13 protein-coding genes are annotated in these 15,034 nt (G+C 73.0%); 6 read left to right on the top strand and 7 right to left on the bottom strand.

Annotated features, from left to right (window positions below):
* Positions 1-88: 88 nt before the first annotated feature.
* On the top strand, positions 89-1,318 hold the full coding sequence (locus tag HCJ93_RS28180; RefSeq protein ID WP_167998662.1) for a cytochrome P450: 1,230 nt from the start codon (positions 89-91) through the stop codon (positions 1,316-1,318).
* Between the two features lie 83 nt (positions 1,319-1,401).
* On the opposite strand, the gene HCJ93_RS28175 is transcribed toward HCJ93_RS28180, so the two are convergent.
* From HCJ93_RS28175 to HCJ93_RS28155, 5 genes are all read right to left on the bottom strand, one after another.
* Entirely contained in the window at positions 1,402-3,009 is a 1,608-nt protein-coding gene (locus tag HCJ93_RS28175; RefSeq protein WP_206318062.1) for an MFS transporter, read from the bottom strand.
* A complete protein-coding gene (locus tag HCJ93_RS28170; protein WP_167998661.1) occupies positions 3,006-3,908 on the bottom strand; it encodes an ACP S-malonyltransferase in 903 nt (300 codons plus the stop codon). The genes HCJ93_RS28175 and HCJ93_RS28170 overlap by 4 nt, the downstream gene beginning before the upstream one ends.
* 27 nt (positions 3,909-3,935) lie before the next feature.
* Positions 3,936-5,654, bottom strand: a complete 1,719-nt coding sequence (locus tag HCJ93_RS28165; RefSeq protein ID WP_167998660.1) for a thiamine pyrophosphate-binding protein — start codon at positions 5,652-5,654, stop codon at positions 3,936-3,938.
* Complete coding sequence (locus tag HCJ93_RS28160) at positions 5,651-6,892, bottom strand: aldehyde dehydrogenase family protein (RefSeq protein WP_167998659.1); 1,242 nt, start codon at positions 6,890-6,892, stop codon at positions 5,651-5,653. The genes HCJ93_RS28165 and HCJ93_RS28160 overlap by 4 nt, the downstream gene beginning before the upstream one ends.
* Before the next feature lie 241 nt (positions 6,893-7,133).
* Positions 7,134-8,354 carry an MFS transporter gene (locus tag HCJ93_RS28155; RefSeq protein WP_167998658.1) on the bottom strand — a complete coding sequence of 407 codons (1,221 nt, stop codon included), beginning with the start codon at positions 8,352-8,354 and terminating at the stop codon, positions 7,134-7,136.
* A 181-nt stretch (positions 8,355-8,535) separates the two neighbouring features.
* Here HCJ93_RS28155 and HCJ93_RS28150 point away from each other — a divergent pair, with 181 nt between their 5' ends.
* Positions 8,536-9,807: a helix-turn-helix domain-containing protein gene (locus tag HCJ93_RS28150; RefSeq protein WP_167998657.1), complete on the top strand. Its 1,272-nt coding sequence runs from the start codon at positions 8,536-8,538 to the stop codon at positions 9,805-9,807.
* A gap of 20 nt (positions 9,808-9,827) precedes the next feature.
* Here HCJ93_RS28150 and HCJ93_RS28145 read toward each other — a convergent pair whose 3' ends face one another.
* Positions 9,828-10,412 carry a 4'-phosphopantetheinyl transferase family protein gene (locus HCJ93_RS28145; protein WP_167998656.1) on the bottom strand — a complete coding sequence of 195 codons (585 nt, stop codon included), beginning with the start codon at positions 10,410-10,412 and terminating at the stop codon, positions 9,828-9,830.
* Positions 10,413-11,090: 678 nt separating this feature from the next.
* On the opposite strand from HCJ93_RS28145, the gene HCJ93_RS28140 reads away from it, so the two are divergent.
* The 4 genes from HCJ93_RS28140 to HCJ93_RS28125 all read left to right on the top strand — a co-directional run bounded on the left by HCJ93_RS28140 (position 11,091) and on the right by HCJ93_RS28125 (position 13,933).
* Complete coding sequence (locus HCJ93_RS28140; protein WP_167998655.1) at positions 11,091-11,504, top strand: helix-turn-helix domain-containing protein; 414 nt, start codon at positions 11,091-11,093, stop codon at positions 11,502-11,504.
* A 94-nt stretch (positions 11,505-11,598) separates the two neighbouring features.
* A complete protein-coding gene (locus HCJ93_RS28135) occupies positions 11,599-12,195 on the top strand; it encodes a toxin (protein ID WP_167998654.1) in 597 nt (198 codons plus the stop codon).
* The gene (locus tag HCJ93_RS28130; RefSeq protein ID WP_167998653.1) at positions 12,192-13,478 is read left to right on the top strand and encodes an MAB_1171c family putative transporter; all 1,287 of its coding nucleotides are present in this window, start codon (positions 12,192-12,194) and stop codon (positions 13,476-13,478) included. The genes HCJ93_RS28135 and HCJ93_RS28130 overlap by 4 nt, the downstream gene beginning before the upstream one ends.
* Positions 13,475-13,933, top strand: a complete 459-nt coding sequence (locus HCJ93_RS28125) for an NUDIX domain-containing protein (protein ID WP_167998652.1) — start codon at positions 13,475-13,477, stop codon at positions 13,931-13,933. Before HCJ93_RS28130 ends, HCJ93_RS28125 begins: the two co-directional genes overlap by 4 nt.
* A 13-nt stretch (positions 13,934-13,946) precedes the next feature.
* Here HCJ93_RS28125 and HCJ93_RS28120 read toward each other — a convergent pair whose 3' ends face one another.
* Positions 13,947-14,927 carry a zinc-binding dehydrogenase gene (locus HCJ93_RS28120; protein WP_167998651.1) on the bottom strand — a complete coding sequence of 327 codons (981 nt, stop codon included), beginning with the start codon at positions 14,925-14,927 and terminating at the stop codon, positions 13,947-13,949.
* Positions 14,928-15,034: the final 107 nt, after the last annotated feature.

The following is a 15,034-nucleotide window of genomic DNA, read 5'->3' as shown; positions in this document are numbered from 1 at the left end:
CGCGCACACCGACGGGTGCGCTCCGGCCCTCCCCGGGGACGGCCGGAGCGCACCACCCGCTCATCCAGCCGGAGGAAGGCAGAGCACCATGTCCGAACAGGCCGCGGTGCGCCGGTCCCTGCGCGCGTTGTTCAGCCCCCGGGGCTGTCCCGATCCGTACCCGCACTACGCGGTCCTGCGCGAGCACGCTCCCGTGGCCCGGCTCCCGGACGGCACCGTCGTGGTCAGCCGCCACGCCGACTGCGACCGGATGCTGCGCGACCCCGTGTTCCGGGTCGAGGACGACGAATGGATCGGCCGCACCTGGCCCGAGGGCCGCGAACACCACACCGTGTACTCGCTCATGGGCGAGATGGTCAACCAGAACTCGCCCCACCACGAACGGCTGCGGCGTCTGGTCAGCCGTGCCTTCACCCCGCGCCGGGTGGAGGGGCTGCGCCCGGCCGTGACCGCGCTCGTCGAGCAGCTGCTGACCGGCCTCGCGGAGCGGGCGGCCCCGGACCGGCCGGTGGACTTCATGGCCCACTTCGCGCTGCCGCTGCCCATCGCGGTCATCGGCGAGCTGCTCGGCGTCCCGGAGGAGGACCGTCCGTGGTTCGCGCCCCGGGTGCAGGCCGTGACCTCCGCGATCGAGCAGAACCTGACCGGCGACGCCCTGGACCGGGCGGACGAGGCCACCTCCGAACTGTGGGACCGCCTGGGGCAGCTCACCGAGCTGCGGCGGGCCGACCCGCGCGAGGACCTGGTGAGCACGCTCATCGCGGTGCGCGACGCGGACGGCGACCGGCTCACCCGGCGTGAACTGCTCGCCAACCTCGTCCTGCTGTACTCCGCCGGCTACGAGACCACCAGCAACCTCCTCGGCAACGGACTGGCCGTCCTGCTGGAGCGGCCCGACCTCCTCGCACGGTTGCGCGGCGAGCCCGACCGGGTGGGCGCGTGGGTCGAGGAGATGCTCCGCTTCGACCCACCCATCCAGATCGCCTCGCGCTGGGCGGGCGAGGACACCGAGCTGGGCGGGGAGAGCATCGCGCGCGGCACCCAGGTGATCGCCCTGCTGGCCGCCGCCAACCGTGACCCGCGGCGGCACCCGGACCCCGACGTCTTCTGCCCGGACCGGCCGCCCTCGCGGTCGCTCACCTTCGGCGCCGGGGCCCACTACTGTCTGGGCGCCGCCCTGGCCCGGCTCGAGGCGCAGGTGGCGTTCCCGCTGCTGCTGAAGCGCTTCCCCTCGATCCTCCCCGCGGGCGCCGGCGCGGCCCGGGACCGGGTGACGTCGCTGCGCGGCCACACCCGCCTGCCCGTGCTGCTGGGGTGACACGGGGTGACAGCGGCGGGGGCCGTACCGGAGAGTTCCCGCCCGGTACGGCCCCCGCGTTCACTGCGCTGTGCGACCCGGTCCTACCTGGCCTTCTTCTCGCGCGGCCAGATCGTGTACGACCAGGACCAGATCGTGTCGATGATCCAGATGGTCAGCCAGATGCGCCCGATCCACACCAGCGGGCCCCGCTTGTCGTCGGGCACGGCGTCGTCGGTGATCTGCCACACGATCCAGTTGGAGTCCAGCGCCCAGAGAACCACCTGCCCGATCAGGAACGCGGCGGTGTGGATGAGCCAGTCGCGCCGCTCCTTGCGGGCGTGCTCCTGGGGGGTGAGCCGCCGCTCGCCCGGCGAGGCTCCGGAGTCCTGCGGCTTGTCCATCTCCATGAACGGGTCTTCTCCTTCTTCCTGTGGGGGGATGTGTTTCCTGCCGGGGTCAGATGCCCGGCCGCCGTCCGGCTCGTCGGGGAGGGCGTCGGCAGGGGCGTCGGGAGGGGCGTCGGGCAGGCCCAGCACGCGGATCGCGTACGGCACGACGAGGGCGCCCAGCACAGAGACGCACGCGGCGGACAGACAGGCCGCCGCCCACCCCCGCTGCTCGTACAGCACGCCCATCAGTGCCGGGCCGACCACCACGCCGGCCAGCCGGGCGCTCTCGTAGAGGCCCATGCCCCGGCCGATCCGCCCGTCGGCGGCGGCTGCGACGGTGGCCTGCTCGACGGGGATCTGCGCGGCGAAGCAGGCGGCGGCGACCGCCCACAGCACGGCGATCGCCACCGGGGTGGCGGTGACCGCCAGGCCGACGGCGAACACCGTGCTCGCCACGAACGAGACGACCATGGTGGGCACGCGGCCCAGCCGGTCGGTGAGGCGGTGGGTGTGCTCCGGCAGCAGGATGAACACCAGGAAGCCGGGCGCGAAGACCATCGCGATCTCGTTGGGGGTGAGCTTCAGGTCGCCCTGCAACCGCAGCAGCAGCAGCATCCACAGCCCCGCCTCCGCAGCGGCGGTCACCGCGGACACCACCATCAGCGGCATCAGACGCCTCGGCAGCGTCCGCCGCTCCCGCTCCCGCTCGCGCGTGCGGGCCGGTCGCTCCGCCGCAGTGGTCCGGTCCCGTCCGGTGCCCTGCACCAGCGCCACCGCGGCGTACGCGCAGGCCGCGCAGCCGAGCCAGAACAGTGGCCGGTAGCCGCTGCGTTCCAGCAGCGAGAACGCCACCAGGTAGCCCACGAAGGCGCCTTGGCCCTCGGCCGAGAGCAACTTGCCGTATGCGGCGGTGTGGTTCTCGCCCCGCCGGCCGGTCCACGTCCGCAGTCCGACCCAGAACAGCGCGCCGCCGGCGCCGCCCACCGCCGACGCGGCGAAGGCCAGGGGCACCGAGCCGGCCAGCGCGTAGCCCGCGAACGACAGGGCGTACAGGCCCGCGCCCGCCGCGGCCACCCACCGCTGCTCGAACCGGTCGGCCAGTTCTCCCGCCAGCGGGCGCACGAGGAGCGACAGCACCGCCTCGACGGCGACCAGCGCGCCGACCACCGAGGCGCCCGCCTCCAGGGTGGAACCGGCCCACAGCGGCAGCAGGAAGTCCAGCACCTCCGCGGGGGCGCTGGCGAACATCGCTGCCGTCACCACGCGCCGCCCGGCCGGATCGCGCAGGGCGGCGGTCTCCTTTCCTGCTCCCGTGCTCACGTCGCGAGCGCCTGCTTCGGGGTGATCACGCGGGTCGGGAAGGAGTTGTTGGTGATCCGCGCGAACATGTTGCGCGGGCCGGGGATCCACACCTCGTCCACCCGGGCCGTGTGCAGACCGCGCAGGATCGTCTGCCAGTGGACGGGCGTGGTCCAGCCGTCCAGCAGGTCCTGCTTGATCTCCTCGGGGCCGGTGAGCAGCCGCCCGTCCACGTCCGAGACCACCGGCAGCCGGGCGGGCCGCCAGTCGACCGTCCCGTACACCTCGTCGTGCAGCCGCGTGCGCAACCCGGCGACGGCGGAGCAGTGTTCGGCCCGGTTCATGGTGTAGAAGGGGAACCCGCCCTCCTCGCGCACCCGTTGCTCGAACCGTTCCAGCGTGCGCATCGAGGCGGAGACGGCGTGCACCTGCTCGTCGAGGACCACCGACAGCTCGGCCCACTCACCGCGCTCGTGCGTCTCCGCCACCAGCCGGCGCACCGTGTCGTGCGGGAGCCGGTAGAAGAAGTGGCAGCCCAGCGGTTCGTCGAGCGAGTCGAAGTAGTCGGTCTCGACGACGACACTGCGGCGGATCAGCCGCAGGGCGTCCGGGTAGCTGAGCGCGCCCGCCCACACGGCCGCCATGAAGGCGCCGAAGCTCTGTCCGCCGCAGGCCGCCGGGCGACCACCGTGCTGCTCCTGCGCCCAGTCGGCGAGGGCCAGGGTGAGCGCCATGAAGCCGGCCTCGAACACCTCCCACTCGTAGATCGACGCCTCGCGATAGGCCTCGGCCAGGGAGTATCCGAGGATCTCGTCGGCCTCGGCGAATCTTCGCCGGGCGTGCTCGTTCGTGGTCACGAACGCGCTGATGGCGTCGAACCCGGTGGGGATGAGACCGGGAAAGAAGAGCGCAACGGGCATACGGCGTCCTAGTCCTCTCGCTGTCCGTCATCCGTCCTCGCGCAGCGGGAAGTCGCCCGCGGGCCCGGCCATCCCCGGCGGGGTGTCGGAGAGCGAGACCCGCACCTCCACGACCGCCGACGTACCGGCCTCGCAGTGTTTCCACGCGGAGCGGAAGACGTGATCCATGTCCTCAGGGTTGTCCACGCGCCAGTAACCCAACCCGAACGAGGCGGCGAGCCCCTCGTTTCCGGTCAGCCGGTCCGCCGTGAACGAGAAGCGTGACCCGCCCCCGGACACCCGGTCGAGGTTGGTCTGCAGCCATCCGTAACCGCCGTTGTCCAGCACGACGTACAGGACGGCGGCGCCCGCGTCGGCGAGCGTGGGCAGCTCCGTGCGGAACAGGTTGAAGGCCCCGTCCCCCGCCACCGAGACGACCGGACGCCCGGGGGCCGCGAGCGCCACGCCCACGGCGGCGGCGGCGCCGAACCCCAGCGGGGTCTGTTCGCTGGGCACCACCGATCCCCCCGTGGAGCCGCAGCTCCAGTGCGGATGGAAGTACGACCACATGTCCTGCAGCCCGTTCTCCTGCACCAGGATCCGGTCGCCGGGCACAGCCGCGTCGAGCGCGGACAGCACGCGGGCGACGGAGACGCCGCCGTCCTCGCCCGCCGACAGCGCGGCGCGGCGGGCCCGTTCGGCGGCGCGCCCGGCGAGCCCGGCGCGCACCTCGGCGACGCGCGCCGGCCAGGGGCCGCCCGCGGTGCCGGTGCCCAGCATCCGGCTCCAGGCGTCCACGGCCCGCCGTACGTCACCCAGCACACAGACACCGGGCCGTTCCGTGGCGATGGCGTCCTCGGCGCTCACCACCTGGATCACCGGGAGCCGGTCCGGCTCCGGCCAGCCGAAGGCCGCGGTCTCCTCCAGCCGGCTGCCGAGCGCGAGGACCAGGTCCGCCTCCTGCCACAGCCGGTCGGCGGGCGCCACCGTGTACAGGCCGGACACCCCGCAGAACAGCGGGTGGTCCTCGTCGACCGTGCCGCGCCCGGAGGCCGTGGTGAACATCGCGGCGCCGAGACGCGCGGCGAACTCCTCCACCGCCCTCCCGGTGTTGCGGTGCCGGGCACCGCCGCCGACCAGCAGCACCGGCCGGCGGGCCGCCGTGATCAGGTCGAACGCCTCGGCCAGGACGTCCGGGTCGGGGTCGAGCCGCTGTGCGGCGGCACGCCGCCACGGGCCGCTGCGGAGGACCGGCTGAGCGGCGATGTGGTCGGGGATCTCCACATAGACCGGCCCCGGGGTGCCGTTGACGGCGACCGTGACGGCCTTGTTCAGGGTGGGGACGAGCCGGGCGGGGTCGTCCACGCGGGCCGCCCACTTCACCAGTGGGCGGACGGCGCCCAGCTGGTCCAGTTCCTGGAAGGCCCCGGTGCCCACCCGGTCCAGGCCGGTGCCGCCCGCCACCAGCAGCACCGGCGCCGCGGCGGATCGTGCCTCCAGCAGCCCGGTCAGTGTGTTGGTCAGGGCCGGGCCCTTGCCCACCGCGCAGACTCCGAGGCCGCCGGAGGCGAGGGCGTGACCGGTGGCCATGAACAGGGCGTTGCGCTGGTCGCGGCAGAGCACGACCCGCGTGTCGGCGTCCTCCAGGGCGCCCAGCAGGTCCATGTCGTCCCCGGGCAGCCCGAACACCGCGCGGGAGCCGAGGTGCCGCACCAGGTCGGCCACGGCGTGCCAGGCGGTCGGGTGGGTCGTGGAGTCGGTGTTCACTGGCGTTCCGCCCGGAAGTGCTCGGCGACGGCCTTGGAGATCAGGACGGGTTCCGTCCAGGTCTGCCGGCCGTCGGTGATGTAGTTGGCCATCCGCCCGTATCCGCCGAAGGGCGCGTTGCCGTCGTCGACGGAGAACAGGTTGGCGTCGACGGTGACGGTGGTACGCCTGCGCAGCGCGGCCACCAGGTCCGGGGCGTCGCCGTACACGCTGGATCCCAGGGCCCGTTCGGTGAACGGGCCGGTGGTCAGGGTGGCCGCCAGCTCATCGGCGTCGGAGTAGCCGACGACGTAGAAGACGGGGGCGAAGAACTCCGGCACCTGGGTGCGGGGTGTCACCCCGCTGCCGAGGACGACGGCGGGATCCACCCGCCGCTCGCGGAAGTCCACATGGCCGCCGTGCACGATGTTCCGGCGGTTGCGCGCCAGGAACAGTGCGGCCTCCTCCAGCGCGCCCTCGTAGAAGATCGGCCCGAAATCGGCATCGGGATCGGTGTACGGGCCGTACCGCAGTCCCTTCAGCTCGGCCACGAGCGTGTCGAGGAACGTGTCGAGCAGGTCCTCGTGCACGCAGAACAGGTCCGGGCCCAGGCAGTCCTGGCCGGAGTTGTGGACCCGGATCTCCACCGCGTCGCGCACCGCGCGCCCGATGTCGGAGCCGGGGGCGACGACGAACGGGTTGACGCCCGCGCCCAGGAACAGGAAGAGCCGGCCCGGGGAGAGCTGGGAGCGGATCTGCTCGGCGTTGCGATAGGCGCCGGTGAACACCACGACGTCGGCGGGCTGGACGTGGGTGCGCAGGAAGTCGCGCTGACTGGCGTCGGTCAGCTCGATGGGCAGGCAGTGGCGTTCGGCCAGCAGCGCGTGCAGCCGGACCGTCTGGTCCCGGACGTGGCTGGAGGGCCGGAACACCAGCCGGTCCGCGTAGAGGGCGGGCACCAGCAGGTAGAGGGCGTACGAGTAGAGGATCACGTTCGACGGCATGAAGACCGCCAGGCTGGGCACCCTGGGGGGCCGGTGGCGGCCGACCTCGGCGAGGGCGCCGTCCAGCGTGGCGATGGTCGCCTCGATCTCGTATCCGGCCGCGCGGTGGGTGGAGATCTCGCACAGCAGTGCGTGCACGGGTCCGGGGTCCTCGACCAGCAGGTCCCTGACCGCGCGCAGCGCCCGCACGCACCGGGCGTCGGCGATGCCCCCGGGCAGGGGGTCGGCGGTGGGCCTCGTGGGAGCGATGGTCATGCGGACCTGCTCTCTCGAGCGCGTTCCCGGGGGCCGCGACGCGGGATGCGACCGGCGGGCCCCCGTTCCCGCCGCGGGTGCCTTCCTGCTGTTCGCTCGGTCATGTGTCCCTCCTCGGAGCAGAGTCCATGGAGGTCAAGAGTCATCTAATAGTCAGTTCTTGTCAAGGTCAGTAATGTCATGTCCCAGGCTTCCCCCACGGCCCGGATCCCCGCACGGCCACGCTCCCGCGCGGTGCGGATCAGATGTCGTGCAGCGGCGGCGCCATCCAGCAGCAGAGCACCACCAGCAGATAGGCGCCGGCGATCAGGGCGACGGCGGGTCCCAGGCCGAACGCGCCCACGGCCGCGACGGTCCCGGTGGCTCCGAGGGGGACCGCCACCAGCCCCACGGTGTCGACCACCGTGGTCACCCGCCCGTACTGCCCCTTGGGCGCGTTCCGCTGCAGGACGCCCCTGCGCAGCGGACCCACCGGAGCCGCGACCGCGCCGAGCGCCGCGAGCACCGCCGCGCCGACCGGCAGGGACGGCAGCGGCGCCAGGGCGCCGACCAGGGCAGCGACGGCGAACCCGGCGCCGAGATAGACCCGCCGCCCGTTCAGCCGGTGCCCGACGGCCGCGTAGCCGAGGGTGCCCACGACGGACCCCAGGGCGAAGGCCGTGAGCAGGACGCCGAGATGCGCCGCACTCCCCAGATGCTGATACGCGTACGTCACCAGCACGACCCCGGCCAATCCGCTGTCCAGGGCGTTGAACGCGGTGCCCGAGACGGCCATGGTGCGCAGCAGCCGGTGCCGCCGCAGGGTGCGCAGCCCGGAGCGCAGGTCCGCCAGGTACGTTCCGCGGGCGGCGCTCCTCGCGGGGTCCCGGCGGCCGGCCGTCACCCAGGTGAGGATCACCAGCGCCGCGAGCCCGCAGGCCAGCGCGTCGAACAGGAGCACCCACCGGGTCCCCAGCAGGGCGACCGCGGCCCCGCCGAGCGGCGGCCCGCACAGCTGGGCGACCTGATGGATCCCGCTGAGCAGCGCGTTCCCGCGCTCCAACGGCATGCCCGCGGCCTCGGCCAGCTCCGGCACGAGTCCGGTGACCGCCGCGGTCCCCGGGATGTCCAGCATGTTCGCGACCACGATCAGGACGACCAGCGTGGGGAAGTCCAGCGCCCCCATGGCGTACAGCAGCGGAACGCTCGCCGCGCCCGCACCCCCGACCAGGTAGGCGAGCACCGCCGTCGCCCGGAACCCCCACCGGTCGACCAGGGGACCCGCCACCAGGCCCACCACGCCGGAGGCCACGGCCCCGATCGCGATCACGATGCCGGTCTGGGCCACGCTCCCCGTGGTCTTGAGCACGAACCACGGGACGGCGACGATCATCATCGCCTCGCCCGTCGAGCTGACCGCCACGGCCGCGAGCAGCGCATGGAGACCCCACCGGCGACGACAATTGCTTGCACCGCTTGCCATGTCGAGTGACGCTAGCATGACTCATATTGACTAAATGATGACTCCAGAGTTCTCAAGAACTCGCAAAGAGGCCACTGGATTCCCGGTAACCGCCGTGCTGCGCCTGGGCTGACCTGTAGAATCGCCGGTCGTACGCCAGTAAGGTTCGTCCATCCGCCTCTCACTCGACAGCGAGCAAACTTTGACGATCGAACAGCCCTCGTTCGGGCAACGCGTTCGGGAGCTCCGCCGCGCCAGGGGTCTGTCTCAAGGGGACCTCGCCGGGGACGGAGTCTCCCCGAGCTACGTCTCCCTCGTGGAGAGCGGTCGCCGCGTGCCCAGCCTGAAGGCGGCCCGGACCATCGCCACCCGGCTCGGCACGACCGTCGAGAAACTCTGCGAACCCGGCGCCGGGGACAGCCGGCGCACGCACCGCCTGGAACTGGTCGGCCAACTGGTGGCCGCGCGCTCCAGCCAGCTGGCCGGTGACTGGCCCGCCGCCCGCCGGCGGCTGGAGTCCGTCATCGAGGAGGCGGCCGACAGCGGCCTCGACGAGATGGGCTGGGAGGCCCGCTGGGAACTCGCCGCCGTCCTCGAGCGCCTCGACGCCACCGACGCCCGCGAGCAGACCCTGCGCGCCCTGGCCGACGACCCGCTCACCGGCGCGGCCCCGCTGCTCCACGTCTGGGTCGCCGCGGAGCTCTCCCGGCTGTACCGGCGGCAGGGCGACCTGGGCGAGGCCGTCCGCTGCGCCGAGAACGCCCAGGCCGCCGCGAACGGTCTCGACGCGGACCGTCCCGAGCGGGGAGAGGCCCAGGTGGCCCTGCTGGCCGCCTACGTCGAGAGCGGGGAGTGGCACCGCGCCCGCGACCTCGCCGACGCGGTCCTGGAGCAGACGTCCCGGGGGGCGGACGACCAGTTGCGGGCGACCGCGCTGTGGGCCGCGGCCGGTGTCCGCCACCTCGACGGACACACGGAAACGGCCCTGAAGCTCCTGCACCAGGCGGACGACCTGCTCGCTCCCGCCGTCGACATGGCCCGTCGCGTCCGGCTCACCCGCGCCCGTGCCCTGCTGGCCCTGGAGGCCGGCGACGACAGCGCCGCCGCCCTGCTGGAGCAGGCCCGGCACGCCGGAGCCCTGGTCCCCACGCCCGAGAGCGCGTCCTGGCTCGCGACCCTTGAGGTCCTGGCGGACCTGCGCGGAGCCGACCCGTCGCGGGCGCTGGAGCACGCCGCCGGCATCGTTCCCGAGTCCCCGGAGCTGCCGCCGCTGGACCGCTCCCGCTGCGCCGTCATGCGCGCCCGCGCCCGGCGCGCCGCCGGCCGGGAGGAGGAGGCCGAGGCCGACTTCCGCACGGCGGCCGCCGGATACGAGACGGCCGGCGCCTACCGCCTGGCGATGGCGACATGGCGCGAGCTCAGCGACCCCGGCCACCCCGTCGGCCCCGACCCGCACCTCGTCCTCATGCCGTAGGCGCACGGCGGGAGGCGCCGTCATGACCCGACCGGCACCGGGCACCGCACCTGCCACACCCTGACCTCACCGGCCGGCTCGGACGTCGCCAGGGAGGCCACCGTGCCCGGTGCCGCGGGCAGATCGCCCACGTACGCCGTGCCCCCGGCGCCGAGCATCCCCGCCTGCGGGACCAGCACGCTCCCGTCCGTCCCGTCGACCAGCACGTCCAGCTCGGCGGCCCGGGCGAATCCACCCCGTCCGACCAGCCGCAACGCGGCCTCCTTGCGGGTCCACAGCTGGGTGAGCACCGTCGTCCTGCGGTCGGCGGGTGTCCGCTCGGCATGCTCCCGTTCGGCGCGGGTGAACGGGAGCAGCGCCCCCGTGCCGAACGACGCCGGCACCGTGGCCGCGCTGAGCGCCACCGAGCCCGCCGCGCTGAGCGCCAGCAGGAGCGTGCCCTGATCGCGGCAGACCGACAGTGCGATCGCCTCCGCGTCCAGGCGCGGCCGCCCGAAACCGTCGTGGCGGAGCCGCACCTCGGATGGCGTCCGCCCCAGCAACCGGGCCACCACAGGGCCCAGTTCGTCGTCCCGCACCTCCTCCGTCACCGAGAAGACGTGCACCCCTCCGGGCTTCGGGACAGCCGGGGTTCCCGGGGCCCACCACTCGCCGCGCAGAACGGGGCGGCGAGGCACGATGCAGTCTGTTTCCTGTATTCCGCAGAGCGATGACGGCCCGGATAATGCCCGGTGCACAATTTTCCCCCCGTTTATTGCTGACGTGACGTTTTCCACGGATGAACGTCGTTGTCGTAAGCAGAGCCATGGCGGCGGACGAATGTCAATAACTGGTCAGATCGTCAACACCCGGATCAAACGCGCCAAGGCTCAGAAGACTCTCGATGCTGCAACGCTGCGCTGACTCCCCCGTTCATCGCATGTCTCGCTTCTCGTCGCGACAGGCCCGCCACTCGGCCATGGTCCCCGGTCCTGGGTGGCCGCGACGCCGGTCACCTGGCTAAACTCCCCTGCGCCCGGTGACCTGGGCCGTCACGCGCTTCACGCTACCCACGGTGTTCACGCTAGTCAACATTGGCCGGAGTCCAGCCGAAGGGTTGACTGGTCATGACTTCAGGATTACTCGAGGTTGCCCGAAACGGACCGTTGTGCACCATTGCTCCTTGTCCGGATCTTATTCTCGAAGCAGAACGGTGCACTACGCTGTCGGCTCGGTCGGAATTTTTCTCACGAGGAAGGGGCGAGTCCAGCGTCGTGAGCACCGGGGATGACAGGCCAGACAGCTTGGCGGACAAGCTGAATTACCTCTTCGAGCACACCGTGCTCCCGGGGGAGAGCCCGCCGTCCAACCGCCAGGTCGCCGCGGCGATCAACGAAGCGGCCGGGGAGCAGATCATCTCCCACTCGTACATCTCGCTGCTGCGCAACGGGCACCGGGACAACCCGACCTTCCGGCAACTCGAGGCCCTGGCCCAGTACTTCGACGTCAGCCCCGCCTACTTCCACAGCGATGACATCACTGCGCAGGTCGTGGAGGGGCTCCGGTTCCTCACCTCGCTGCACACCGGGGACATCAGCACGCTGGCACCCCGGGGCGCCCGTGCGGACGGCCTCTCGGCGGAGATGCTCGCCTACGTCAACGAGGTCATGGCCGAGATCAAGCAGAACGGACTGCCCGCCCCCGAGCGCCCCGCCTGAGCCTGCCCGGCCCGCGGCCCCTGACCTCGTTCTGCCCCACGCCCTGACGGCAGCCCCACCCCCGAGCTGCCCGGCAGTCCCCACCGGGAGAACCATGTCCCACCGCCGACGTCGACTCGTCCCCCTGCCGCGCAGGCGCCGCCCGTCGCTGCGCCGGATCCGCCGTGAGTGCAAACGCCATCTGGCGCGGATGCCCCTGCCCGATCCCTTCACCCTCCCCGCGTTCGTCCGTGCCATCGAGGAGGCCCGCGGCCGCCGGATCATCCTGCTCCCGCTGCCGCCGGGTGCCGGTACCCCCGACGGCGCCTGCGGCCTGTGGGTCAAGCTGACCGACGCCGATCTGGTCTTCTTCCAGCGGGGCATCACCACCGGCCACCAGGACCAGATCATCCTCCACGAGCTCGTGCACATCTGGGAGGACGACGCCGGAGCGGTCGACGCCGCCTACTTCCAGCGGTTGTTCCCCGTCATCGGGCCACGGTTGGTGGCGAAGTTCGCCGCGGGACTGCCGGTGACGGGCCGCACCAGCTACGACAGCCACCAGGAGCGGCGCGCGGAAATGCTCGCGGATCTCATCCAGTTGGCGGCTCGCGACCTGCGGGAGCGGCGCGAGGATGCCGTCGGCCGGCTGGAGGAGAGCCTCGCCCATCCCGTCGCCCGCCGCCGAGGAGACCGAAGGACGCCCCCGTGATCGATTCCCTGACCTATGTCGTGGCAGGGCTCCTGCTGCTGACCGTCCTGTGGCGGCTCCCCTCCGCGTTCCGGGGCGGGAACCGGCGCACCCTGTGGGGCGTGTTCGCGGCGTTCGCCGCCGCCTGGTGGCTGAAGACGCCCCTGCTCATCGACCTGGTCGCGCGGACCGGGATCAACGACCTGTCCAGCCTGCTCAAGCACGCCATCGCCATCGGGGGCATCTGCTCACTGCTGCGCTACGCCGGCGCGATCTACGGCTCCCCGCCCCAGGACGACCCCGGGCGCCGCGACCTGCGCGTGGCCCGGTTCGTCGTACGCGTGGCCATCAAGGCCTCGCTCGCCGCCGTCTGCGCGATGACCGCCCTGTTCTTCCTCGCCATCGACCGCAGCGAACCGACCGAGCACTTCCTCACCGGCCACGCGGGCGACCCCGGCCTGGCCCTGTACATGGGCGTGCTCTACCTCTACATGGGCTCGGCGGCCGCCCTGTGCGCCTACCAGTGGGGCAGCGCCGCCCGGCGGGCCCACCGCCGACTGCTGCGCGCCGGGCTGACGATGATGACCGTCGCCATGGTGCTCGCCGTCCTCTACGCCACGCTGCGCACCGTCTATCTCGCCATCGTCACCGTCTCGCCGCCGACCGAGGAGTTCGCCGCCGTCCAGGAGACGGTCACCGACTCCCTGCAACTCGCCCTGTTCCCGATGCTGGTGCTCGGCGCGGCCGTGCCCGCCACACGGGCGGCGGTCGACCGGTGGCGTGCCTGGCGGACCCTCCAGGCGTTGCACCCCCTGTGGTCGGCCCTGGCCCGCGCCGTGCCCGATCACGTACTCGACCCGCCCAGTTCCCTGCTTCACGGCCACCGGTTCGCGCCCGCGCTGAACCGCTGCCGGGACCTGATGCGGCTGTCCACCCCCGCCGAGGTGCGGCTCCACCGCTGGGTCACCGAGATCCGCGACGCCGTCCGCGATCTGCGCCACTACGTACCCGACGACCTGCTGGCCCGGGCCAGGGCCCTGGCCGAGGCGGAGGGACTGCACGGGGACGAGGCCCGGGCCACCGCGGAGGCGTACTGGATCGAGGCCGCGCTGCTCGCCAAGACCTCGGGACGCCAACCGTTCCGCACCGCCGCCGAGTTCACCACCGCCACCGGCACCGGCCCGGAGGACGAGACCGCCTGGCTGCTCGCGGTCCGCTCGGCCCGTCGCCGCCTCAACCCCGACTCCGTACGCCATCTGCTGTCCGACCGACTCCCCTCCTCCCACTCGGCGGTCCCGGCATGAACACCCCCCACCCGCCCGCTGTCGACGTGCACCTTCTGCTGCGCCGGGCCGGCACCGTGCTGCTGTCCCTGCGCCGCGGCTCCTACGGAGCCGGCCAGTGGTCCCTGCCGTGCGGGAAACTCGAACCGGACGAGTCCGTGCCGGACGCCGCGGCCCGTGAACTCGCGGAGGAGACCGGCCTCGTCGTCCCGCGGCACCGGTTCCGGCTGGCGCACGTCGTCCACGCGGTCCGCGACGACGGAAGGCCCGGACAGCACCTCGGCTTCTTCTTCACCGTCACCCGGTGGCAGGGCGAACCGGTCAATCGCGAACCGGCCAAGTGCTCGGCCCTGCGCTGGTTCCCCGTGGCGTCCCTGCCCCCCGTCCTCCCGTACTCCGCCGCGGGCCTTGCCGGCGCCCTCACCGACCCGGGCGGGATGACCCTGTACAACTGGCCCGCCCCGGAGCCGACCTGAGTGGGACGCCCGCTCAGGGCGACGGCTCCAGGACGACCTTGCCGATGGTGCGTCTGGTCTCCAGGGCGCGGTGGGCCTCGGCCGCTTCCTTGAGGGGGAAACGCTGGACGGCGGGGGTGAGGTGGCCGGCGGCGGCCTGGCCGAGGGCGCGGAGTTCGAGGGTGCGGACCGGGTTGGGGCCGCCCGCCCTGCGCATCATCTTCGGGCCCAGGACGTTCACGGAGACGCCGTCGACGAGGTAGGGGCTGTCGCTGTCGAGGCCCTGGGCGGACCAGCCGAAGACGATGTGCCTGCCGCCGGGGGCCAGGAGGGCGACCGCCTCGCGGGCGACGTCGCCGCCGACGCCGTCGTAGACGATGGTCACCCTGCCGTTGTGGGCGGCGAGTCGTGCGGGCCAGTCGGGGGCCGTGTAGTCGACGGCGAGGTCGGCGCCGTTGGCGCTGACGCGGGCGGTCTTCGCGGGGCCGCCGGCCAGGCCGACGACGGTGGCGCCGGCGTTCTTGGCGTACTGCACGAGGAGGGTGCCGAGGCCGCCGGCCGCGGCGGGGACGAGGACCACGTCGCCGGGGCCGGGTTCGGCGAACTGCACGATGCCCATGGCGGTGCGGCCGGTGCCGATCATGGCGACGGCCTCCGCGAAGTCGAGGCGCTCGGGGATCTCGTGGAGGCGTTCGGCGTCGGTGACGGCGAGCTCCGCGTAGCCGCCGGGGGCGAATCCGAGGTGGGCGACGACGCGCTTGCCGAGCCAGTGTCCGGGCGTGCCGTCGCCGAGCGCGTCGACGGTGCCGGCGACCTCGCGGCCGGGGACGGTCGGCAGGGTGGCCGGTGCGGGGGCGGGCCCTCGCTGCCCCTGCCGGAGGGCGATGTCCAGGAGGTGGACACCGGCGGCTCGTACGGCGATACGGACCTGTCCGGGGCCCGGCCGGGGATCCTCGACCTCTTCGTAGGTGAGGTTCTCGGCCGGGCCGAAGGCGTGCAGGCGGATGGCGTGCATGGGGTCCCCCTGTGGGTGTCCGGGCGCCGGTGGGTCGCGCGGCCGGCGCCGCTGCTGCCCCCACTGTTCAACCTCAAGCATGCTTGAGGTCAAGGTCGCGCCGGCCG

This window comes from Streptomyces composti (assembly GCF_012034205.1).
GTDB lineage: Bacteria > Actinomycetota > Actinomycetes > Streptomycetales > Streptomycetaceae > Streptomyces > Streptomyces composti.
This window is presented reverse-complemented; position numbering and strand designations above follow the sequence as displayed.